Source organism: Nocardia sp. CWNU-33 (genome assembly GCF_046764895.1).
Lineage (GTDB): Bacteria > Actinomycetota > Actinomycetes > Mycobacteriales > Mycobacteriaceae > Nocardia.
Map to the genome: position 1 here is coordinate 46,431 of NZ_JBKOQN010000033.1, position 21,916 is coordinate 68,346.

The 21,916-nt window shown below is 66.9% G+C and carries 24 protein-coding genes; 10 read left to right on the top strand and 14 right to left on the bottom strand.

Translation table 11 applies throughout. From position 1 onward, the window contains the following. Positions 1 to 66 precede the first annotated feature (66 nt). Positions 67 to 1,584, top strand: coding sequence for an aldehyde dehydrogenase family protein (locus ACLMAL_RS31635; protein ID WP_412002412.1), 1,518 nt, complete (start codon positions 67 to 69; stop codon positions 1,582 to 1,584). Then, complete coding sequence (locus ACLMAL_RS31640) at positions 1,584 to 1,988, top strand: DUF779 domain-containing protein (RefSeq protein WP_412002413.1); 405 nt, start codon at positions 1,584 to 1,586, stop codon at positions 1,986 to 1,988. Before ACLMAL_RS31635 ends, ACLMAL_RS31640 begins: the two co-directional genes overlap by 1 nt. A 113-nt stretch (positions 1,989 to 2,101) precedes the next feature. On the opposite strand, the gene ACLMAL_RS31645 is transcribed toward ACLMAL_RS31640, so the two are convergent. Further along, positions 2,102 to 3,655, bottom strand: a complete 1,554-nt coding sequence (locus ACLMAL_RS31645) for a succinic semialdehyde dehydrogenase (RefSeq protein ID WP_412002414.1) — start codon at positions 3,653 to 3,655, stop codon at positions 2,102 to 2,104. Positions 3,656 to 3,970: 315 nt separating this feature from the next. Here ACLMAL_RS31645 and ACLMAL_RS31650 point away from each other — a divergent pair, with 315 nt between their 5' ends. Genes ACLMAL_RS31650 through ACLMAL_RS31665 form a run of 4 tightly spaced genes read left to right on the top strand, consistent with a single transcriptional unit; the run spans position 3,971 to position 7,775 of the window. Then, on the top strand, positions 3,971 to 6,463 hold the full coding sequence (locus ACLMAL_RS31650) for a nitrate- and nitrite sensing domain-containing protein (protein WP_412002415.1): 2,493 nt from the start codon (positions 3,971 to 3,973) through the stop codon (positions 6,461 to 6,463). Further along, positions 6,441 to 6,836, top strand: a complete 396-nt coding sequence (locus tag ACLMAL_RS31655) for a roadblock/LC7 domain-containing protein (protein ID WP_328413130.1) — start codon at positions 6,441 to 6,443, stop codon at positions 6,834 to 6,836. Before ACLMAL_RS31650 ends, ACLMAL_RS31655 begins: the two co-directional genes overlap by 23 nt. Further along, positions 6,833 to 7,207 carry a DUF742 domain-containing protein gene (locus ACLMAL_RS31660; RefSeq protein ID WP_328402293.1) on the top strand — a complete coding sequence of 125 codons (375 nt, stop codon included), beginning with the start codon at positions 6,833 to 6,835 and terminating at the stop codon, positions 7,205 to 7,207. The genes ACLMAL_RS31655 and ACLMAL_RS31660 overlap by 4 nt, the downstream gene beginning before the upstream one ends. Beyond that, positions 7,188 to 7,775, top strand: coding sequence for a GTP-binding protein (locus tag ACLMAL_RS31665; protein ID WP_412002416.1), 588 nt, complete (start codon positions 7,188 to 7,190; stop codon positions 7,773 to 7,775). The genes ACLMAL_RS31660 and ACLMAL_RS31665 overlap by 20 nt, the downstream gene beginning before the upstream one ends. 24 nt (positions 7,776 to 7,799) lie before the next feature. On the opposite strand, the gene ACLMAL_RS31670 is transcribed toward ACLMAL_RS31665, so the two are convergent. From ACLMAL_RS31670 to ACLMAL_RS31680, 3 genes are all read right to left on the bottom strand, one after another. Continuing rightward, the gene (locus ACLMAL_RS31670) at positions 7,800 to 8,297 is read right to left on the bottom strand and encodes a hypothetical protein (protein WP_412002417.1); all 498 of its coding nucleotides are present in this window, start codon (positions 8,295 to 8,297) and stop codon (positions 7,800 to 7,802) included. 82 nt (positions 8,298 to 8,379) lie between these two features. Beyond that, entirely contained in the window at positions 8,380 to 8,796 is a 417-nt protein-coding gene (locus tag ACLMAL_RS31675) for an NUDIX hydrolase (protein WP_412002418.1), read from the bottom strand. Between the two features lie 38 nt (positions 8,797 to 8,834). Beyond that, a complete protein-coding gene (locus ACLMAL_RS31680) occupies positions 8,835 to 9,311 on the bottom strand; it encodes a winged helix-turn-helix transcriptional regulator (RefSeq protein ID WP_412002419.1) in 477 nt (158 codons plus the stop codon). Between the two features lie 53 nt (positions 9,312 to 9,364). On the opposite strand from ACLMAL_RS31680, the gene ACLMAL_RS31685 reads away from it, so the two are divergent. Beyond that, a complete protein-coding gene (locus tag ACLMAL_RS31685; protein ID WP_412002420.1) occupies positions 9,365 to 10,168 on the top strand; it encodes an acyl-CoA thioesterase in 804 nt (267 codons plus the stop codon). Between the two features lie 15 nt (positions 10,169 to 10,183). After that, positions 10,184 to 11,614, top strand: a complete 1,431-nt coding sequence (locus tag ACLMAL_RS31690; protein WP_412002421.1) for an MFS transporter — start codon at positions 10,184 to 10,186, stop codon at positions 11,612 to 11,614. Positions 11,615 to 11,672: 58 nt separating this feature from the next. Here ACLMAL_RS31690 and ACLMAL_RS31695 read toward each other — a convergent pair whose 3' ends face one another. Further along, entirely contained in the window at positions 11,673 to 12,491 is an 819-nt protein-coding gene (locus ACLMAL_RS31695) for an ABC transporter permease (RefSeq protein WP_412002422.1), read from the bottom strand. Next, a complete protein-coding gene (locus ACLMAL_RS31700; protein ID WP_412002423.1) occupies positions 12,491 to 13,453 on the bottom strand; it encodes an ATP-binding cassette domain-containing protein in 963 nt (320 codons plus the stop codon). Before ACLMAL_RS31700 ends, ACLMAL_RS31695 begins: the two co-directional genes overlap by 1 nt. A 101-nt stretch (positions 13,454 to 13,554) precedes the next feature. Here ACLMAL_RS31700 and ACLMAL_RS31705 point away from each other — a divergent pair, with 101 nt between their 5' ends. Then, the gene (locus ACLMAL_RS31705; RefSeq protein ID WP_412002424.1) at positions 13,555 to 14,304 is read left to right on the top strand and encodes a TetR/AcrR family transcriptional regulator; all 750 of its coding nucleotides are present in this window, start codon (positions 13,555 to 13,557) and stop codon (positions 14,302 to 14,304) included. Between the two features lie 3 nt (positions 14,305 to 14,307). Here the strand turns inward: ACLMAL_RS31705 and ACLMAL_RS31710 are convergent, their stop codons facing one another. From ACLMAL_RS31710 to ACLMAL_RS31725, 4 genes are all read right to left on the bottom strand, one after another. Next, positions 14,308 to 14,559 (bottom strand): hypothetical protein, encoded by a 252-nt coding sequence (locus ACLMAL_RS31710; RefSeq protein WP_412002425.1) that lies wholly within the window; start codon positions 14,557 to 14,559, stop codon positions 14,308 to 14,310. Between the two features lie 87 nt (positions 14,560 to 14,646). Continuing rightward, positions 14,647 to 15,594 (bottom strand): M56 family metallopeptidase, encoded by a 948-nt coding sequence (locus tag ACLMAL_RS31715; RefSeq protein WP_412002426.1) that lies wholly within the window; start codon positions 15,592 to 15,594, stop codon positions 14,647 to 14,649. Continuing rightward, complete coding sequence (locus tag ACLMAL_RS31720) at positions 15,591 to 15,971, bottom strand: BlaI/MecI/CopY family transcriptional regulator (RefSeq protein WP_412002427.1); 381 nt, start codon at positions 15,969 to 15,971, stop codon at positions 15,591 to 15,593. Before ACLMAL_RS31720 ends, ACLMAL_RS31715 begins: the two co-directional genes overlap by 4 nt. 64 nt (positions 15,972 to 16,035) lie before the next feature. After that, positions 16,036 to 17,298, bottom strand: a complete 1,263-nt coding sequence (locus tag ACLMAL_RS31725; RefSeq protein ID WP_412002428.1) for an epoxide hydrolase family protein — start codon at positions 17,296 to 17,298, stop codon at positions 16,036 to 16,038. A 152-nt stretch (positions 17,299 to 17,450) separates the two neighbouring features. Here ACLMAL_RS31725 and dinB point away from each other — a divergent pair, with 152 nt between their 5' ends. Next, positions 17,451 to 18,695 (top strand): DNA polymerase IV, encoded by a 1,245-nt coding sequence (gene dinB, locus ACLMAL_RS31730; protein WP_412002429.1) that lies wholly within the window; start codon positions 17,451 to 17,453, stop codon positions 18,693 to 18,695. 69 nt (positions 18,696 to 18,764) lie between these two features. Here dinB and ACLMAL_RS31735 read toward each other — a convergent pair whose 3' ends face one another. From ACLMAL_RS31735 to ACLMAL_RS31750, 4 genes are all read right to left on the bottom strand, one after another. Continuing rightward, a complete protein-coding gene (locus tag ACLMAL_RS31735; RefSeq protein ID WP_412002430.1) occupies positions 18,765 to 19,931 on the bottom strand; it encodes a thiolase family protein in 1,167 nt (388 codons plus the stop codon). Positions 19,932 to 20,024: 93 nt separating this feature from the next. Further along, positions 20,025 to 20,669 (bottom strand): response regulator transcription factor, encoded by a 645-nt coding sequence (locus tag ACLMAL_RS31740; RefSeq protein ID WP_412002451.1) that lies wholly within the window; start codon positions 20,667 to 20,669, stop codon positions 20,025 to 20,027. Next, positions 20,660 to 21,181 carry a sensor histidine kinase gene (locus ACLMAL_RS31745; RefSeq protein WP_412002431.1) on the bottom strand — a complete coding sequence of 174 codons (522 nt, stop codon included), beginning with the start codon at positions 21,179 to 21,181 and terminating at the stop codon, positions 20,660 to 20,662. Before ACLMAL_RS31745 ends, ACLMAL_RS31740 begins: the two co-directional genes overlap by 10 nt. Next, a complete protein-coding gene (locus tag ACLMAL_RS31750; protein ID WP_412002432.1) occupies positions 21,178 to 21,873 on the bottom strand; it encodes a sensor domain-containing protein in 696 nt (231 codons plus the stop codon). The genes ACLMAL_RS31745 and ACLMAL_RS31750 overlap by 4 nt, the downstream gene beginning before the upstream one ends. Positions 21,874 to 21,916: the final 43 nt, after the last annotated feature.

A 21,916-nucleotide genomic window follows, 5' to 3' on the forward strand; every position in this document is an offset into this window, starting at 1 on the left:
AACCTCACACCAACCTTCGCGGGTCATAGTGGCCCCTCAGAGGAAGATTCCGCGAGGAGCACTGAAATGATCTACGCCAAACCCGGGTCCGGTACCAGCATCGTCAGTTACGCCGTCCGCTATGACAACTTCATCGGTGGCGACTGGGCTGCTCCCATCGAGGGACGGTATTTCGACAATCCCTCCCCCGTCGACGGCGAGATCTTCTGCGCGGTGGCCCGGTCGACCGCCGCCGATATCGATATGGCCCTGGAAGCCGCACACCACGCTGCCGAAGGCTGGGCCGCCACCTCCGTCACCGAGCGCGCCAATATTCTCAACCGGATCGCCGACCGGATCGAGAACAGCATCGAACCGCTCGCGATCGCCGAATCCTGGGACAACGGCAAGCCGGTCCGCGAAACCCTTGCCGCCGACCTGCCTTTGGCGGTCGACCACTTCCGCTACTTCGCGGGTGCCATTCGCGCACAAGAGGGCAGCATCGCCGAGATCGACGCCGACACCGTCGCCTATCACTTCCACGAGCCGCTCGGCGTGGTCGGGCAGATCATTCCGTGGAACTTTCCGATCCTGATGGCGGCATGGAAGCTGGCGCCCGCTCTGGCCGCGGGCAACTGTGTGGTGCTCAAACCGGCCGAGCAGACACCGGCGTCGCTGCTCTTGGTGGTCGAGCTCATCGCCGATCTGTTGCCGCCCGGTGTGCTCAACGTGGTCAACGGTTTCGGCGTGGAGGCGGGCAAGCCGCTCGCCTCGAGCCCGCGGGTGGCGAAGGTTGCCTTCACCGGCGAAACCACCACCGGCAGGCTGATCATGCAATACGCCAGCGAGAACATCATTCCGGTCAGTCTGGAGCTGGGTGGCAAGAGCCCCAACATCTTTCTGCCCGATGTGATGGCCGCCGACGACGAATTCCTGGACAAGGCCGTCGAAGGCTTCGTGATGTTCGCGCTCAACCAGGGCGAAGTGTGCACGTGCCCGTCCCGAGCGCTGATCCACTCCTCGATCTACGACGAATTCCTGGCCCGCTGCATCGAACGCACCAAAGCCATCAAGGGCGGCAACCCACTCGACGACACCACCATGATCGGAGCCCAAGCCAGCAACGACCAATACGAAAAGATCCTGTCCTACATCGACATCGGCAGGCAGGAAGGCGCCCGCGTGCTCACCGGAGGAGAAGCACGTAAGGTGGACGGACTGCCCGGCGGGTACTACATCCAACCGACGATCTTCGAGGGCAACAACACCATGCGGATCTTCCAGGAGGAGATCTTCGGACCGGTGGTCTCGGTGACCCGGTTCGACACCGTCGAGGAAGCAGTGCGCATCGCCAACGACACCCTCTATGGACTCGGCGCCGGTGTATGGACCAGGGACATCACTACCGCATACCGGATGGGCCGAGCGATAAAGGCAGGACGAGTATGGACCAACTGCTTCCACGCATACCCAGCGCACGCCGCGTTCGGCGGCTACAAAAAGTCCGGAATCGGACGCGAGAACCACAAAATGATGCTCGATCATTACCAGCAGACCAAGAACCTGCTGGTCAGCTATACGCCGACCAAGCTCGGGCTCTTCTGATGCAAGGCCGGGTCCATCGTGTCGCCATCACCGATCGGGCACGAATCGTGTTGCGGCGGTTGATCGAACAGAACGGCCCGGTACTGTTCCATCAATCGGGCGGTTGCTGCGACGGCAGCTCACCGATGTGCTTCCCGGTCCGCGAATTCCGCATCGGCGGCGCCGACGTCCTGCTCGGCCGACTGCCGTGGCACACCGAATTCTGGATCAGCGGTGACCAATACGAGCGGTGGAAGCACACCCATCTCACCGTGGATGTGGTCAGCGGCCGCGGCAGCGGGTTCTCCCTCGAAGCGCCGGACGGCGTGCGCTTCATCGTCCGATCCCGGCTGCTCACCGACAAAGAATCCGCTGTGCTGGCCGCCGGGCCGCCGCCGCACACCGGAGCCGACCGCATGACCTGACACCACAGAGACGGGTGACGGTCCGGGGATCCGCAGCCCTTGGCCGGCACCGCACGGCCTCGTCGTCCCGGTGTGTGCACCGGGACGACGAGGTGCGGTCCCCTACGATCTCGCTAGCGGCCCGGCAGGAACCGGAAGCTGCGCGCGAGCGTCATCAGCAATCGCTGCCACTTGTCCTGCGAGATCACCGGGGGCGCATCCAGGTTCATGAACCGGGTGACGACCACGGTTTGCTGCTCGGTGAACTTCAGCAGCCCGTCCGGGCCGTGCCTGCGACCGACTCCCGAGATGCCCATACCACCCATCGGCGCCGCGGTGGTGCCCCAGGCAGGCGCGTATCCCTCGTCGACGCACACGGTGCCCGCATGCAGTTGCCGGGCGATCTGCTCGCCGTCGCTCTTGCTCGCCGCCCACACGCTCGCGTTGAGGCCGTACTCGGTGTCGTTGGCCAGTCGGACGGCCTCGTCGACGGTGTCGACCGGGTATATCGAGACCAGCGGGCCGAAAGTTTCGTCGCGGCCGCATTCCATCTCGTCGGTCACCTCGGTGAGCACCGTCGGTTCGAAGAACAGCGGGCCGAGATCCGGACGTGCTTTGCCGCCGGTGAGCACCTTCGCCCCTTTGGAGGTGGCGTCTGCGACGTGCTTGGTCACGGTCTCCAGCTGCGCTTCGGAGATCAGGCTGCCGATATCGGCCGAATAGTCGTAGGCGGCACCGAGTTCGGCGGCCTGCACCGCAGCGACGAATTTCGCGGTGAACTCCGTGGAGACCGAGCGCTCGACATATAGTCGCTCGATCGAGATGCACAGCTGTCCGGCGTTGGAGAAGCAGGCCCGAACGGCCGCCTTGGCGGCTTTGTCCAGCTTCGCGCCCTTGGTGACGATCATCGGGTTCTTGCCGCCCAGTTCCGCGGAGAAGCCGATCAGCCTGCGCCCGCACTGCTCGGCGAGTGAACGGCCGGTCGCCGAGGAGCCGGTGAACATCAGATAGTCGCAGGCCTCGACGATCGCGGTGCCGACAACGGTGCCCGGACCGGTCACCACCGCGAGCAGGTCGCGTGGCAGCCCGGCCTGATACAGCAATTCCGCGCTTGCCAAGGACGAGAACGGCGTTTGGCTGTCTGGCTTCACAACAACGGCGTTACCGGCGAGCAGCGCGGGGATCGAGTCGCCGATGGACAGCAACATCGGGTAGTTCCACGGCGCGATCACACCGACAACGCCTTTGGGCTGGGTGTGCACCGATGCCCGATTGAGCACGGGGAAAGCGCCGGGCACCGAGTGTGGTTCAAGTAGCCCCGGCGCCGCCTTCGCGAAGTACCGCGCGGCGAACATCAGGCCCATGATCTCTTCTTGAGCAGCCCACCGCGCCTTACCGGTCTCGGTCTGCACCACGTCCATGAGGAACTCGCGGTGCTCGACCACCAATTCCCGATACCGCTCCAGCACGGCGGCGCGTTCCTCGGCCGATCGTGCGGCCCACCGTGCCTGCGCCGCTCGTGCCCGGTCGAATGCGGCGGTCACGTCCTCAGCGGTGCCCACCGGCACCGTTCCGAGCGGCTTACCGGTGAAGGTCTCGACGATCGTCTCGGTCGAACGGGCCTCGGGGCTATCGATCGCCGCCAGGGCGCTCAGACGAGCGAAAACTTCGGCTTCCGGCGCGGGCATCGTTGCCTCCTACTTGTGAGTAACCGCAGATTACACACAATCTACGCCGCCGCCCGCCCACGCCGCACACACTCGACCCGGTTCGGGCGCTGATCTCGCCGACTCGGCGGAATGTACAGGCGCCACACCTGCATGGCGACCGGTCCGAACTGTCGCAGGCTCCGAATAGCCGATGAGCGCTGCAGAAGCCAAGGCGTCCACTGGAATTCATCACCTCGACGTTGGCAGATCAGATCAGAGCTTCGATGTCAAATCGAGTCTCGCTCACCGGGACCCGATCGCCGTACGGGTCGGCATCTCGATTACGTTGTGCCGATGTTCAGAGCGAGGCTCGGTGTCCGAACACGGATACTGGCGATCGCGCTCATCCCGAGCCTGACTCTGCTCGTGGTCGGCGTGGGTGCAGCGGGATACCTGGTAGCCCAGGGAAACAAGGCCCAGGATTGGGCGTCGCAAAATCAGCAGGCAATCCCGTCGACCAGGGAACTACTCGAGGCCGTCCAGCAAGAACGTCACCTGACGATTGCCGCCCTGACAGGCGACGATTCGCTCATCCCGACGCTCGGCGCGGCCCGAATGCGGCTCGACGGCGCATTGCGCGGACTGATCGAGGCATCCATCGGCCTGCGCGAGATCGACGATTCGAAGATCGGCGACAACGCCGCGAACTTCATGACACTGGGCACCCAGATGACCCAGGTGCGGACCGCTACCGATGCGGGCCAGCTGCCCGTGCCTGATGCGTACATGTTCTACAACCGCCTGCTCGACGTCATCACCTTCGGCACCGAGCTCGCCGAGCAGACGGCGCCGAACGCCGAGATCGGCGTGCGCATCGCCGACGGAATGCGCATCTTCCTTGCCACGGAAGCGATGTCGCGCAGCAACGCACTGGCAGACATGATCGCCAACGCGAGCGGCCCCATCCCCGTTCCGATGGAGGAGTTCCTTCGGCAGATCGGCTTCTATCACACCGAAGTCGCGAACCTGGCCGCCGAACTCGACCAATCCCAACGCGAGCGTTTGCAGGCGCTGATGAACAGCACCGCATGGCAGCAGCTGACAGCAATGGAAAATGCTCTCGCCCAACGAATTACGACCAGCACCGCGAGCTCCTCCGGCTCGTCGAACTCCTCGAGTTCCGCCAGCTCTTCGAGTTCCTCCACCAAGCCATCGACCACTCCGCCGCTGCCGTTGAGCACACCCGAATGGCACAACGCCGCCGCCGAGGTGAACCGCGAGCTGATCGATATCTGGATCGCACAGAACAAGCAGGCGCAGAAACTGGCCGAGGACACGGCCGCCGAATCCGCGGATACCTCCGCGTGGGCCGGTGGCGGGGTCTTGGCGGTCAGCGTGCTGGCGTTCGTGATCGCGCTGTTGCTCGCCAACCGCATTATCCGCAGGCTCAAGCGCCTGCGTGGCGAGACCCTCGCGCTCGCCGACGAGCGCCTGCCCGAGACGATGCGGCGGCTGAGCGAGGGCGAAATCATCGATCCGGCCACCGAATCGCCGACCCTCGACTACGGCCACGACGAAATCGGCCAGGTGGCCAAGGCATTCGAGCACGCGCACTCCGCGGCCATTGCCGCGGCGGTAAACGAGGCCCGCACCCGGGAGGGTGTGAAGGCCGTCTTCCTCAATATCGCCCACCGCAGCCAGATCGTGGTGCATCGGCAGCTGGAGATTCTCGACGAGGCCGAGTCCAAGCAGGAGGATCCGGCCTTGCTCGACACGCTGTTCCGGCTCGACCATCTGGCCACCCGCGAACGCCGCAACGCCGAGAACCTCACCATCCTCGGCGGCGGGCAGCCTGGCAGGCAATGGCGCAACCCGGTGCCGCTGATCGACGTGGTGCGCAGCGCGGTCGGCGAAACCCTCGACTACGCACGCGTCCGGGTCGCCCGACTGCCCGAGACTCACGTCATGGGCACCGTCGTCGCCGACCTTATCCACCTGCTCGCAGAGCTGGTCGACAACGCGACCGCCTTCTCACCGCCGCAGTCCCGAGTCGAGGTGACCGGCAATGTGGTCGGCAAGGGCATCGTCGCCGAGATCAGCGATCAGGGCATGGGAATGTCGGATTCCGACATGGCCAAGATGAACGACATGCTGCGCGACCCACCGGATTTCGGAGTCGCGGCGCTGTCCGCCGATTCCCGCCTCGGGCTGTTCGTCGTGGCCCAGCTCGCCGTCCGGCACGGTATCTCGGTCCGGCTCGCGGAGTCCGACTACGGCGGGATCCGGGCCATCGTGCTCATCCCGTCCGCGTTGATCGCCGGCGAAAACTCCTTGCCCGCATCGGGATCCGAGACGACCGATGCCGGACACAGGCGCCGCCACCCGGTGCCGTATGTCGAATCCGCGGCACACGGGTCCGCCGAACCCGAATCCGCGGTATTGACCGCGCCACCGGAAGCCCCGTCGGTGGTGGAACCGCCGCGGCCGACGCCCGCGGACGGGCCGCGGCCGAGCGCGCCGACACCGCACGCGGGCCCCGACGGCAGGCCCGCCCTGCCGCGCAGGCACCGGCAGGCCAGCATCGCCCCACAATTGGCGCAACCCGCTCCGGTCGAGCCGGTCGCCGAGCCCGGCACAGAGCGCGCACGCAGCGCCGAGCAGGCCCGAGATCTCATGTCCGCCATCGAGAACGGCACCAGGCAGGGCCGCCGGGCTGTGCCCGACCAGCTGCCGAGGAACGGGCCCGACGAGCTGCCGAGGGCTGTGCCCGAGGAGTTCCCCGCTACCGCGGCCGCTATGCCCGCGGACGAACAGGAAGGCAATGGTGACTTCTTCCAACACCGGTGATCTGAACTGGCTGCTCGACGATCTGGTCGACCGGTTGGCGGGCGTACGTCACGCGGTGGTGCTGTCCACCGATGGCCTGCTGCTCGGCAGATCCACCGCCATGACCCGCGAGGACGCCGAACACTTCGCCGCGATGTCCTCGACCCTCTACGGTTTGGCGCGCAGCGCGGGCAGTCGTTTCGACGGCGGCGGGGTCCGGCAGGCGGTGATCGAACTCGATCGCGCCGTGCTGTTCGTGACCTCGGCAGGCGATAACGCCTGCCTCGCACTGCAAGCGGCCGAGACCGCGAATCTCGGTATGGTGGCCTACGAAATGAATGTCACCGTCCAACGTGTCGGCACCTACCTGTCCACCCCCGCACGACTGCCATGACACGCAAGGGTGAGCCGTGGTTCGACGAGGCCGCCGGTCCGCTGGTCCGGCCTTACGCGGTGACCCGTGGCCGCACCATCGGTGCGGGTCATGATCTGGACATGCTCACGGTGGTTGTCACCGCTGATCGCGCGCCCACCCTGCGGCGGGCCGAGCCCGAGTACACCGACATCGTTCGGCTCTGCCGTGTCCCGCAGTCGGTCGCCGAGGTGGCGGCCCATGTGAAACTTCCCTTGGCGGTGACCAAGATCCTCGTCGGCGATCTGATCGGCGAGGGACATCTGATCTTCCGGGCTCCGGTGCAGCCGGAGGCCGGCCCGGGCGATCTCAACATATTGCGAGCGGTACTCGATGGCATCCGAAAAATCTGACCCGCATTTGGCCGCCTCGGTCAAGATTCTCATCGCCGGTGGATTCGGCGTCGGCAAGACCACCATGGTCTCGGCAATCAGCGAAATCACGCCACTGCGCACCGAGGAGCTGATCACCGAGGTCAGCACCGGGGTCGACGACCTGTCCGGCGTCGAGCAGAAGACCACTACTACGGTGGCGCTGGACTTCGGACGCATCACCATCGATCGGGATCTGGTGCTGTATCTGTTCGGAACGCCGGGGCAGGACCGGTTCTGGTTCCTGTGGGACGAGCTGGCCCGCGGCGCGCTCGGCGCCGTCGTGCTCGCCGATACCCGCCGTCTCGGCAATTCCTTTGCCGCCGTCGACTTCTTCGAACGCCGGGGCCTCGCGTTCACGGTCGCGGTGAACTGCTTCGACGGTGCGCCCGTCTACACCGTCGACGAGGTGCGTGACGCCCTCGACCTCGACGACCATATTCCGGTGCTGCTGTGCGACGCCCGCAGCCGCGAATCCAGCAAGGAAGTGCTGGTGAATCTCGTGCAGCACCTCATCGAGCGCGCGGGCAGATCGACGGTCGCCAGCTGATCACCGCTCGCAGACCCGTCGGCTTCATATCTGGTGTAGCCAGGAAATAAAGAGCAGGGCGCCCGCGGCGCCGAGCACAAGGGACACCGAGACCGGCCACCACGGCCCGGTGCGCCCGAGTAATTGGTGACTCAATCGCACCTGCACCACACCGAGCCCGGCAAGCAAAACCAGCCACGCGGGCAACAACCCGACTCCGAGCAGCGCATGCACCACCCACGCACCGGCCAGTGTTGGTCCGCCCCAGGAATGTTCGAGGTCGTTATTCGCGATCAGCGGATAGGCGATGCCGCGCACCGCGGCCACCACAGCAAGAAACGCCAGAAACCACGTCAGCACACAGACCGCGATCGCGAGCACCGTGTGCACCGCAGCGCGCAGACCGGACCGAGTGCCCATCGGGAACGACGCACCGAACAGCCGGCGCGGCACCCGCAATCTGACCGCCACCGGCCGGCAAGCGAGCGGACCCGCCACCAATGCGTAACCGGCCCAGCGCAACAACGAGCACACCGATCTCATATAGGCGACCGTATCGCGGTGTACGGTCGCCGCGACAGCGCATCGGCGGACGACGCCAGGAACCGCAACTGATCCGGGGCGCTCACGCCAATCGCCCGGCGTCGACGAGATCGTCGAACAGCAGCCGGTCCACCGGCGGCACCAGAGCGCGATCGGCGTAGTTGAACCACGCGACCTCTTCGATCTCGCTACTCGCCGCGAGCGTGCCGCGGTAGTCGGCTGTGTAGCAGCTCATCCGCACCACCACACCGCTCTCAGGTCCATGCACTGCCGCCTCGTAGGTGCCGACGTGCGCGACCGTCTCCGGCAGCAGCGCGACGGTCAGCTCTTCCTCGATCTCACGCAGCAGCGTTTGCAGATCCGTCTCGGCACCCTCGCGTTTGCCGCCGGGAATGTAGAAGATGTCCTTCCCGCGCGGGCGCGCACACAGGATGCGCCCGTCTTCGATGCGCACCCACGCGACCGTATCGATCAGCTGTCCCACTCGCCCGTCCGCCACCGCCGCAGCCTAATCCAGTGCGGCCCGGCCGATGGATGTCAGCGGACGGCAGGGATCATCGAAGCGTCGCGGACTCCGGGACCGTCGACCGGCTGCAGGTCACGGCCGTGCACTCGTTCCCCGCATGCCGAGCACACCGGCTCAAGCACCGTGACGTGACCGCAGGTCTTGTGCAAGGACTGCACCGGGGGGCCGTCCGGGGCCGCCCACTGGTCACCCCACTGACGCATCGCCGTGAGCACGAGCCAGAGCGACCGCCCCTTGGCGGTAAGCCGGTAGTCGTGGCGGACCGGGTTCGCCTGGTACGGCACTTTCGTCATGATGTCGTGTGCGACAAGGTATTCCAGGCGCTGGGTAAGCACATTACGTGCGATGCCGAGACGTTCGCGGAAGTCGTCGAAGCGCGTCACCCCCATCAGCGCGTCGCGCACGATCAGCAGGGTCCACCACTCGCCGACCACCTCAAGGCACTGGGCAATCGAGCAGTTCATGTCCTCGAAGCTCGTCCTCCGCATCCCCACAGCATAGTCGGTTGCTTCAAAGAACTCACTCGCTTATGGTTCGTTGCATGATGCAACTCACTCAACGGCTCGGCGACGAGTTCGCACTCGCCGAACTCGACTACCGCGTCTGGCGGGCACAGGTCGACGACAGCTGGCGCGGCTGGACCGGGCCGCACGGTGGCGTCGTCGGTGGACTGCTGATCGAGGTCGCGCGCCGCGCAGCAGCAGGCGACCTGCCGATGCGGGCGGTCGACGTGCGCTTCCTCGGCCGCCCGACCGAGGGGACGTTCACGTTCCGGGCGACCGCGCATCCGGTGGGTCGCAGCACCACCGTCATCGATGTGGTCGCCGATCAGGAAGGCGTGCTGGTCGCCTCGGCGGCCGTCACTTTCGGGCGGACCGCACCGACACAGCTGCCCGAGCGGCCTGCGGTGCCCGCCCCGCAGGTCCCGCCGCCCGCCGACTGCTGGACATTCCGCCTGCCACCAGAAATCGTGCCTGTCGGCGCTCATTTCGAAATCCGCCCCGCCGCGGGCCCGCTGCCGCTGAGCGGGTCGGACGAGGCGTGGATGTGCGCGTGGATCGCACTGATCCCCGAGCTGCCGACCGACGCCGCGGTTTTGGCGGTGCTCGCCGATGCGCTGCCGCCCGGCCTCTTCCCCACTCTGACCACACCGGTCGCAGTGCCCACGGTCACGTTCTCGATGCACCTGCACACCGATTTCGCCCGGCCGGTATCGCACCAGGTGCTCGTCCGTGCAACCAATGCCAGCACCGTCGGCGGCTGGTCGGTCGACGACATCGAGATCTGGGACCGCGGCGGCCTGCTGCTGGCGACGGCCCGCCAAACCCGTCGAGTGCTCGGCTGAATCGGAGAAACGATCGTGAATACCGTTGTGCCAACCACAGATCGACCCGCTGTCGATTCGCGAGTCGTCCTCGCCATCGTGTCGATCGGCGTGCTGCTGTCGAGTCTGGATCTATTCATCGTCAATGTGGCCCTGCCGGATATGGGCAAGGATTTCGCCGACACCCAACTATCCGGGCTGTCGTGGGTGCTCAATGCCTACGCAATCGTGTTCGCGGCGCTATTGGTGCCCGCAGGGCGGCTCGGCGATCGCGGCAGTAACCGGACGACCTTCCTGATCGGTCTCGCCGTGTTCGTGCTCGGTTCGGGGCTGTGTTCGGCCGCATGGAATGTCGAGTCGCTGGTGGCCTTTCGGGTGTTGCAGGCGGTGGGCGGCGCCATGCTGACCCCGTCCTCACTCGGCTTGGTGCTGGCCGCGACTCCAGCCGAGCGCCGCCCGATGGCCGTTCGGCTGTGGGTGGCCTTCGGCGGCCTCGGCGCCGCACTCGGTCCAGTGATCGGCGGCCTACTCGTCGAGATCGATTGGCGCTGGGTGTTCCTCGTGAACGTGCCGATTGGACTTGCCGCGTTAACCTTCGGCGTGCGGCTGCTGCCCTGCCCGCGCGGCGACGGCGGGCCACTGCCCGATGTGTTCGGTGCGATCATGCTGATCGGCGCCATCGGCGCGTTCATCCTCGCCCTGGTGAAAGGGGAGGACTGGGGCTGGACTTCGGCGGGCGTGCTCACATCCTTCGCCGTCGCGGCGGTGCTCGCGGGTGCCTTCGCGATCTCCTCGGCCCGCCACCACAGTCCCGTCGTCGACCCCGCGCTGCTCCGCGCACCCAACTTCGCACTGATGGCGGGCAATTCCCTGTTCTTCCAGATCGCATTCGCCGGCATGCTGCTATCGGTGGCGCTCTGGGCGCAGAACATCTGGGAGTGGTCGGCCCTGCGCACCGGATTGGCGATCGCGCCGGGCCCCTTGGTCGTGCCGGTCGTGGCGATCCTCGCCGGTCGACTCATCAGCCGCATCGGTGCCGGGCCGGTCATCGCCGCCGGTGGCGTCACCTTCGCCGCGGGCATGGTGTGGTGGGCCACCGCCATCACCCTCGAACCCGACTACCTGGGTGGTCTACTGGGCGGCATGGTCGTCAGCGGGCTCGGCGTCGGGCTCACCCTGCCCACCGCGTTCGCCACGGGCAGCGCAGGCCTGCCACCCCAGCGATTCGCCACCGGATCGGCCGTGCTGAGCATGTCCAGGCAGATCGGCCTCGCCGTCGGTGTCGCCGTCGTCGTGGCAACCCTCGGCTCCCCCACCGGACCGCAGGAAACCCTCGACGCCTTCCACCGCAGCTGGTACGTCACAGCGGCCGTCGCGCTGGTCGCAGGGCTAATCGGATTGGCGGCCAGAATGCCGCGACCCGCTGCCGCACAACCGAATCCGGCGAGCGACCGCGCCGCCGTCTGACTCGACAAGCGGGCACGGTGCCCGGCATCCCTCGGGATGGCCGGGCACCGTTTCCGTGTCAGCGACTCAGACGTTGGAATCGCCGCACCGCCAGCGGCAGGAAGATCGCCGTGAGGATCACCGGCCACACCATCGCCATGAGCAGTGCGTGCTGTTCGATCCACGAATCACCGCTGCCCACCGGAGTTCCGAACAGCTCACGGGTTGCGGCGACCGTGGACGAGATCGGATTCCACGCGGCGATCCCACCGAGCCAACTCGGCATCAGCTGCGGTGCGACGAAGATGCTCGAGATCATGGTCAGCGGGAAGGCCACCGCGAACAGCCCACCTGCCGCCTCCGGATTCGGCACCAGCAGTCCGAGCCAGACACCGACCCAGATCAGGGCGAACCGCAGCAACAGCAGGAGCCCGAAAGCCGCAAGGCCGTTGGCGATTCCACCGTCGGGCCGCCAGCCGATGGCCAGCGCGGTGAGCATGAGGATCGCCAACTCCGCACAGGCCACGATCAGGTCGGTGACTCCGCGCCCGGACACCACCGCCGAGGACGCCATCGGCATGGAACGGAATCGGTCGATCACGCCGTTGGTCGCGTCGTACACGACCACCGTCGCGGTATTGATGAACCCGAACGCCATCGTCATAGCGAACATGCCCGGCATCAGAAAGCTCCGGTAGTCGCCGCCGCCCGGCACGCTCATCGCACTGCCGAACACATATCCGTACAGCAGCACCGACAGAATCGGGAACCCGAGCTGCCAGGCGATGTTCACCGGTTGGCGCTGATAGTGGGTCAGCCCGCGCCGCACCACATTCCAGCAATCGGCGACGGCCCAGAATGCCCGCGAGTGGGTCGGCGACACAGTCGCGGTGGTCATTACGCGGCCTCCTCGGCAACAGTGCGGTGTCCGGTCAACTGCAGAAAGACGTCGTCGAGACTCGGCCTGCGCAATCCGATGTCCTCGATGCCGATCCCCTCGTCCTGCAGCACGCGTGCCACCTCGGTGAGCGCGGCGACGCGGTCGGCGACGGGCGCGTGCACCCTGCGTTCGAGATCGTCGGTCTCGGGCTCCCCCGCACACACCCTCGCGACCACCTTGGCGACCACCGGCAGATCGGCGACCTCGGCGGCAACGACCTCGATGAGATCGGCTCCGACGGTGTTCTTCAGCCCGTCCGGGGTGTCGTCGGCGATGGCCCTGCCCTGATCGATCACCGTGATGCGGGAAGCGAGTTTGTCCGCCTCCTCCAGATATTGGGTAGTGAGCAGGACGGTGGTGCCGTCGGCGACCAACGCCCGCACCGATTCCCACACCTCACCTCGGCTGCGCGGGTCGAGACCGGTGGTCGGCTCGTCGAGGAAGAGGACCTCCGGCGACAGGATCATCGACGCCGCGAGGTCGAGCCTGCGCCGCATACCGCCGCTGTATTTGCCGACACCTTTGTCGGCGGCAGCGGTGAGATCGAAGCGCTCGAGCAATTCGGTCGCGCGCCGCCGGGCCCGGCGCCCACCGAGATGAAAGAGCCTGCCGAACATTTCGAGGTTCTGACGCCCGGTGAGCACCTCGTCCACCGCGGCGTACTGCCCGGTGAGCCCGATGCGCGAGCGCACGAGCCGAGGCTCGCGTGCCACATCGAGCCCCGCCACCTCGGCCCGGCCGCGGTCGAGCCGGACCAGCGTCGACAAAATCCGCACGGCCGTGGTCTTGCCCGCGCCGTTCGGGCCGAGCAGTCCATGCACCGTCCCGCGCCGGACGGTCAGATCGAAGCCGTCCAAGGCCCGCTTGTCCCCATATCTCTTGCCGAGCCCCTCGGCTCGGACCGCAAATTCGTCGCTCACTCTCGCCCTCCGCATCACACATCGAACAATAACTGGGTACAACGTACCCTAATTAGGGTACGTTGTACCCAGTTATTCGCCAAGCAGTTAAGCTGGCTCTCATGACGAGCACGGAGTCCAGCGGCAGCGGCGACATCGCCCGCACTCTCAACCTGCTCTGGGACACCGGCGCCCGGCCGAGTCGCGGACCCAAACCCGCACTCACACTGGACCGCATCGTCGAAGCGGCAATCGTGGTGGCCGACACCGAGGGCTTGGAAGCACTCACCATGCGCCGCGTCGCCACCGAGCTCGGCACCGGAACCATGTCGCTGTATCGCTATCTGCCGGGCAAGGCCGAGCTACTCGACGTCATGCTGGATCGGGTGCAGCGTCCTGCCGCCGACGCCTACCGCGGCGTGGGCTGGCGCGGCGCGCTGGAGGCCTTGGCCCGCGAATCCCTTGCCCTCTTTCGCCGCCACCCCTGGCTGCTCCAGGTCAACCAGTCCCGGCCGGTGATGGGCCCCAGTGCCGTGGAAGGCATGGAGCTGGTGGTCTCACGCATCAAACCTATGGGTCTGACCGACCCCGAGCTCGTCTCCGCGGTCATCCTGGTCAGCGACTATGTCGCGGGCGCCGCGCGCACCCAGCTGTATCTGCAAGAGGCAGAACGCAAATCGGGCCTGACCGACGCAGAGTTCTGGCAGGCCCAGGTCCCGGTGCTGGAACGCGCCATGGCCAGCGGCCGCTACCCGACGATGGCGGCACTGTCCAACAATGCGTTCGATCCCGGCTTCGACCACTTCGGATTCGGCCTTGCCCGCATCCTCGACGGCCTCGAAGTCCTGGTCGCCGCCCGCGCCGCCGAGTAGCCGCTACTCGACCCGCACGGACGCGAGGTCCCGCCCGAGAGCGGCGGCCACCGTGCCCGAATTCAGCTCGCACACCACCGCATCCGGCTCGGCTGCGCGACGCCGCAACGCGACCGCCAGATCCGCCAACGAGGTGGCCTGGGCCAGCACCCCACACAGCCGATCGACGACCTCGGGAACGGGTGGCTCGGTCGGTGGCGCGACGAACTGCTGACCCAACCGCCACGCGAAGACCTGATCCCAGGTGAGCTGCACCGACCGCCTCCTACTTCACCGAATGCGGGGTTGCCTGATCTGCTGTGCGCCCGGCCACCGCGCGCCGACCCATCGGCGGCGTCCTGCTCAGCCGAAAATCCAGCTGCAGATCAACAATCCGGCGGCGACCTCGAGCATTCCCATCATGGTCGCGGTGATCACACCGAGCAATGCCGTGCCGTTGGTCGCCCTGCGTATCCCGCTGGCCGGTGACACCAGCCGCTCGGCCCTGGCTACCACCGCGGTGGCCGCAGCGTTCATGGCATGCGCCGGGGTCGCCGTCGCGGCACCGACCAGCGCGATCAATCCACCGAGCAGAGGTTCGGCGCCATGCCTGCGCGCCGCCTCGTCATCGGCGCACATTTCGAGCAGCCGGTTGATCTCCTCGGCACCGACCGTCAGCAGCCGCACGCGCGGCAGGATTGTCGCCAACCCACGCGCGAACGCCGTCAGTGCCGCATGCCTGCCACGCAGGTGCGCGCGCTCGTGCGCGAGCACCGCGGTCAGCTGATCGGGAGCAAGCGCATCCAATGCGGCACTGGTGACGACGATCACGTCCGGCCGCCCCGCGACGCAATACGCCTGCGGTTGCGGCGAATCCAACACGACCGCACCGAGATCGGGGCGCGAACGTCCGACGAGCAATACTGCCCGCGCGTGTTCCAGCGTGCGTCGACGCATGCGCAGCAGAATCCGCACCGCCCGCCACAGCACCACCCCGGTCCCCGTGATCACCACGGCCGCCATCGCGAACGACACCGCGCGCAGCGTCGGGCTCGCCGCCTCGTTCATCGGTATCGACAGTGCGTCGACGCACACGCGCACTGCTACATCCGCGTGCCAGTACGTGGCGAATTCGACGAACAGCATGCCGGCCGCCAGCAACCACGATCCGAGCGCACCGACGATAGCCACCAGCCAGGCGACGACACCCAGCCGCGGCGCAGCACCGCTATGGGTCAGCCGTTGCAGCACCGACGGCCCGAACAGCGCAACCACGCCGCCGTACACCAGTAGGCAGAGGGCTACATTCACGGCGTTTCGGGCGGCTTATGGGAGGTCAGCCTGCGTAGCGCCGCGCGCAGGCCTGCCGATTCGTCGGCACTGATCCGGTCGACGAAATGGCTGAGTACCAGATCCGAACGGCCGCCGGAACCGAGCGCCTCCAGCATCAGCCGCGCGCTGTGCTCCTCGCGGGTGAGGGTCGGCCAGTAGCGGTAGGCCTTGCCCGCGCGTTCGCGCGCCAGCCAGCCTTTGCGGTGCAGGTTGTCCATGGTCGACATGACCGTGGTGTAGGCGATGCCGCGTTCGGCCGCCAGTTCGTCGAAGATTTCGCGGACCGTCGTGGTCTCCGCGTCCCGATCCCAGATGCGGTCCATGATCACCGCCTCCAGGTCCCCGAATCCACGCACCGTGCCGACTCCCTCATCGTTTCTCGTCCGACTGACGCCCCAGGATACCGGCTTCGCCGGATTCCTACGTAGGTAGGCCGTAGATTTGTCTACGTCGGCCGCGGAAGGTCCTGCGCAGATCGTCGACCCACAGATCGGGGATTTCCCACGGAATGAAGTGACCACCATGGTCGTGGACGGTGAGGTTGACGTGGTTGTACCAGTCGGCGCGGTCGCTGTCGAGGAAGCTCTGCACGCGCCGATCGGTGTCGACACCCGGCGGGTTCTCGTAGCCGACGAAGGTGATGCCGGTCGGCGCTTCGATCACCGGTTGCCGGTCGTGCGAGGGCGTCCACGGATAGCGATTGTTGTTGGCATAGGTGCGAATCGAAGTGCCGATCGAGTTCGTCACCCAGAAGATCATGGCGTGGGTGAGCAGCTCGTCCTTGGTGAAGACGGTCTCGATGTCGCCGCCGTTGTCACTCCATTTCACCCAGCGTTGCAGTATCCAGGCGAGCATTCCGGCAGGCGAGTCGGACAGCCCGACGGCCAGCGTGCTCGGTTCCAGCACGTGCGCGGCGAGGTGGACGGCGAAGCGCCGCTCCATTTCGATGATCCGGTCGTGGACATCGTCGGGCAGCCCCTCGGGGATGGGCCGGCCGCCGCTGACGTCCCAGGCCCGGTCGCCCTCGAACAGACTCAGTTTCTGACCGGACCCGATATGGATCGCAATCAGCTCGTCCGCGTACTTGTGCCCGAGTTGACCGGTGACCAGCGCGCCGACGTCACAGCCCGCTGCCGCATATTCGAGGTGGCCGAGAGTCTCGGTCATGAGGGTGTGCCAGAGGTCGGCGACCTTCCAGAAGTTCATGTCCGGGTTGTTCGGCAGCGGCGCGGAAAAGCCGAAGCCCGGGAACGACGGAACAATCACGTCGAACGCCTCGGCCGGATCACCGCCGTGCGCACCCGGATCGGCCAGCTGGTCGATAACCTTGGACCAGTGCCAGAACGTCCACGGCCAGCCGTGGGTGAGGATCAACGGCGTCGGGTTGGGACCGACGCCCGCCTTGCGCAGAAAATGCACCGGCACGCCGTCGACCTCGACCCGGTAGTGCTCGTAGGCGTTGATCGCGGCTTCGGCCTTGCGCCAGTCGTAGCCGTCGCGCCAGTACTCGACGAGTTCCTGCAGGTAGCGACGATCAATGCCGTAGGACCAGTCGTCATTGCCCGCGTCGACCGGCCACCGCGTCAGAGCCAGGCGCTGCCGAAGATCGGCGAGCACGTCATCGGGCACGTGGATCGGCGTCTGCGGCAGCGGGAACGCGGCCGCAGTGGGTTCGTTGCTCAATTGCCTCCTCCCACAGTCACTTCACCAGAATTTCGCCGAGGTCGACACACCGATTCGACAAACACACCGTCATCGTAGTACCCCGTCCCGGCCGCATCGGTGATGGCAAGAGCGGCCCCACGCTTCACTCTTTCGAACATATGTGCGAACATATGTTCGTGTCCGACACCGCGCCCGCCGCACGATCCGGTAGACCCCGGATCGAAGCGCGCGCGGAAGCGTCGATCCTGCATGCCGACCTCGATTCCTTCTACGCCTCGGTCGAACAGCGCGACGACCCGAGATTGCGGGGACGTCCGGTCATCGTCGGCGGCGGCGTCGTGCTCGCCGCCAGTTACGAGGCGAAGGCCCGCGGTGTGCGCACCCCGATGAACGGCGCCGCCGCCCTGCGACTGTGCCCGGACGCCATCGTGGTGCAACCACGCATGTCCGCCTATGCGCAGGCCAGCAAGGCGGTGTTCGAAGTCTTCGGCAACACCACACCGGTCGTCGAAGGCATCTCCATCGACGAAGCGTTTCTGGATGTCGGCGGTCTGCGCCGGATCGCGGGCGAGCCCATCGACATCGCACACCGGCTCCGCGCCGATGTCCGCGACCAGGTCGGCCTGCCGATCTCCGTCGGCATCGCGCGCACCAAGTTCCTCGCGAAAGTAGCAAGCGCGGTGTCCAAACCGGACGGCCTACGCCTCGTCCCGCCGGACGGCGAACTCGACTTCCTGCACCCGCTGCCCGTTGAAAGACTGTGGGGCGTAGGCGAAGTCACTGCACGCACGCTGCACGACCATGGCATCACCCGGGTCGGGCACCTCGCGGAGCTCGGTGAACCCGTGCTGCGCTCGATCCTCGGGCCGGGCGCGGCCCGGCACCTGTTCGCCCTCTCATGGGCCCGCGACCCGCGCCGCGTCGAGACCGGACGCCGCCGCCGCTCGATCGGCGCCCAACGCGCCCTCGGCCGCCGCCCGCGCCCGCCCGACGAAATCGAGGCTTACCTGCACGGCCTCACCGACCGCCTCGGCCGCCGCCTGCGCGCCGCCGACCGCGTGTGCCGAACTGTGGTGCTACGCATGCGTTTCGACGATTTCACCCGAGCCACCCGCTCCCACACCCTCGCCGAAGCAACCGATCACAGCGAAACACTCCTGCGCACCGCCCGCACCCTGCTCACCACCGCCATGCCGATGATCCAGGAACGCGGACTCACCCTCGTCGGCCTCGCCCTCACCAATCTCGAGGACGCCGACGCGGTGCAACTGACCCTCCCGCTGGAGCCACGCGCCACCAACACCCTCGACTCCACCCTCGACGATCTCCGGCAACGCTTCGGCTCGAGCGCCGTCACCCGCGCCGCCCTCATCGGCCGCGGCGAGGGCATCTCGGTCCCCCTGCTCCCCGACTGATCTCCGCGCCGATCCGCGGCCCCCCACCACGTCGCTGCCGTCGGCGATCCGATCAGCCGTGTAGTCGCATTACAACCGTTCGATAATGGTGGCGTTGGCGAGACCGCCTGCCTCGCACATGGTTTGCAGAGCGTAGCGACCGCCGGTTTGTTCGAGGTGATTGAGCATGGTGGCGAGGATGCGCGTGCCGGAGGCACCGAGGGGGTGACCGAGGGCGATCGCGCCGCCGCGGGGGTTGAGTTTGGCGGGGTCGGCGTGCAGGTCGTGCTGCCAGACCAGCGGGACGGGGGCGAAGGCTTCGTTCACTTCGTAGACGTCGATGTCGTCGATCGTCAGGCCGGCCCTGGCCAGCACCTTGCGGGTGGCCGGGATGACTGCGGTGAGCATGAGCAGCGGGTCGTCGCCGGTCACCGCAAAGGAATGGAAGCGGGCGCGCGGTCGCAGGCCGAGGGCGTCGGCCTTTTCCTCGCTCATGATCAGCGCGGCCGAGGCGCCGTCGGTGAGCGGCGAGGAATTGCCGGGCGTGATCGACCATTCGATCGCCGGAAACCGCGCCTGGAACTCGTCGGCGGCGAATGCGGGACGCAAACCGGCGAGCCCCGCCACCGTGGTGTCGGCGCGAATCGTCTCGTCCGCGGTCAACGCCCCGGCCGCGACGAGCTCGTTGTCGAAACCGCCTGCCGCGGCGGTCTGAGCCGCCAGCCGATGTGAACGCGCGGCGAACGCGTCCAGGGTCTCCCTATCGAGCTTCCATCGCTGAGTGATAATCTCCGCCGCAATGCCTTGTCCGATAAGACCTTCCGGAAAACGATGCGCCAGCGGACCGCGGTTCGCGTCCTTGCCCTGCGCATTGGAGAACATCGGCACCCGGCTCATCGACTCCACACCACACGCGATCGCGATGTCATAGGCCCCCGCAAGCACCCCCTGCGCCGCGAAGTGCGCCGCTTGCTGACTGGACCCGCACTGCCGATCCACCGTCGTGGCGGGCACGGTCTCGGGAAACCCGGCAGCCAACACCGCCGTCCGGGAAATATTGAACGCCTGCTCACCACTCTGCGTGACACAACCACCGATCACATCGTCGACCAGCGCCGGATCCAGATCATTCCGCTCCACCAGCGTCCGCAACACATCGGCCAACAGCGTAGCCGGGTGAACTTTCGACAGCCCACCACCCGATTTCCCCTTCCCTGAGGGAGTGCGCACTACGTCGACAATGACTGCGGAAGTCATGACCACTCCTTGTTTATATCGGCGACCACCATGTGAATGATCATTCACTTACGGCACTGTACGCCGATCCGTCACGACCCCGCACCCCAACGGTTACTGGTTGAGATAGGCGAGCACCGCCAGCACACGGCGATTGTCGTCCTCGGACTCCGGCAGGTGGAGCTTGCCGAAGATGCCGGCGATGTGTTTGGTGACCGCGCTGGCGGAGATCGTCAATTGGCGGGCGATGGCCGCGTTGGAGCGGCCGACGGCGATGAGGCTCAACACTTCTCGTTCGCGGTGGCTCAATTCGGTTGTGCGGCCGCGTGCGTCGCCTCGGGTCAGGAGTTTGGCGACCACATGCGGATCCATCGCGGTGCCGCCGTGTGCGACCGATTCGACTGCGCTGATGAACTGTTCGGTGTTGGAGACCCTGTCCTTCAGTAGGTAGCCGACGGCCCCGATGCCGTCGGCGAGCAGTTCACGGGCGTAGAGCTGCTCGACGTACTGGGACAGCACCAGCACTGGAAAGCCGGGCCGCTGCCGGCGTGCGTGGATCGCGGCCTGCAGGCCCTCATCGGTGAACGACGGCGGCAGCCGCACGTCGACGACCGCTATGTCGGGCTGCTCGTCGGCCAATGCCTTGTGCAATGACGGGCCGTTGTCTACGGCGGCGACGACCGTGAAGCCGTGCTCGGTGAGCATGCGAACCAGCGCTTCGCGGATGAGGAACAGATCCTCGGCCACGACTACTCGGATCGAATCGCGCACGGCACCTCCAGATGGACACGGGTCGGGCCGCCGAGTGGGCTGTCGATGGCGATCGTGCCGTCGAAGACGGCCAGTCGGCTTCGGATGCCCTGCAGCCCAGTGCCGTTGGCCGGATCCGCGCCACCGCTGCCGTCGTCGGCGACATCGCAAATCAGTAGACCAGCCTCATAGTGGAGCGTGACCCGCGCGGTCGCCGTGCCCGCGTGTTTGCCTGTGTTGGTGAGCAATTCGCTGACGGCGAAGTAGACGGCGGACTCGATCGGCGGCGTCGGCCGACCGGCCAGATCGGACGACACCTCGACATCGAGCAGGGAATCCAGCGCCACGGCGCGGATCGCGTCGGCGAGGCCACGGTCGGCCAGGACCGGCGGATGAACCCCCCGCACCAGATCACGCAACTCGGCCAAGGCCTTCGACGACGCCTCCCGGGCGGCGACCACCCGCTGACGGGCCGTCTCCGGATCCATGTCGAACAGCCGCTCCGCGTCCCCGAGACTCATGCCCCGACCAGCCGGGCTTGCGCTCCGTCGTGCAGGTCGCGTTCGATCCTGCGGAGTTCCGCGGCTTGCGCGTCGACACTGTCCGCGCGCGTCTCCACGAGTGTTTCCACCCGTTGCTCCAACCGGGTCGCCCGTGACGGCCCGAGCAGTGCGCGCGTCCAGCGGGCGCGCAACCGCAGCACCGCCGGTCCGATGTAGAGGCCGAGCGCGATCACCGCGAGCCCGGCCGGAATCGCGGCCAGCGCGGCGGCTGTCGAGGTCACGTGAATAACGCCGTAGGCGTTGCTGCCGCCCGCCCGCGCGTTGGCCCGCCATACGAACGGCTGCACCACCGCGCCGTACAACCCGAACAGCGGCATGCCGAGCGCCAGCACGGCCGCCCAGGTGCCGATGATCGGTTCGAGGACGGCCCAGATCACGTCCCGCCGGGTGGTCCGCGCCTTCAGCAGCGCAATCGCATCGGTCTCGGGACCGTAGGGACGCTCGATGTCCACGCCCACCTGGCGAGCCAGCCGACGCGCCGTGTCCGCGGCCCGCCGCAGCAGCGAAACCGCTGCGGGGAACACGGACCGGCCGAGGCCGACCACCAGCAATGCCGCGCTGGCGACGACCAGGGCTGCCGCGCCGATCCCAGCGACCGACAGGCAGAGCATGGCCAGCGCGCGAACCGGTGTCGCAAGCCTCGCCCTCATCGATGTCTCCCTGTTCCGTGGCGATGGCATCATCGCACTGTCA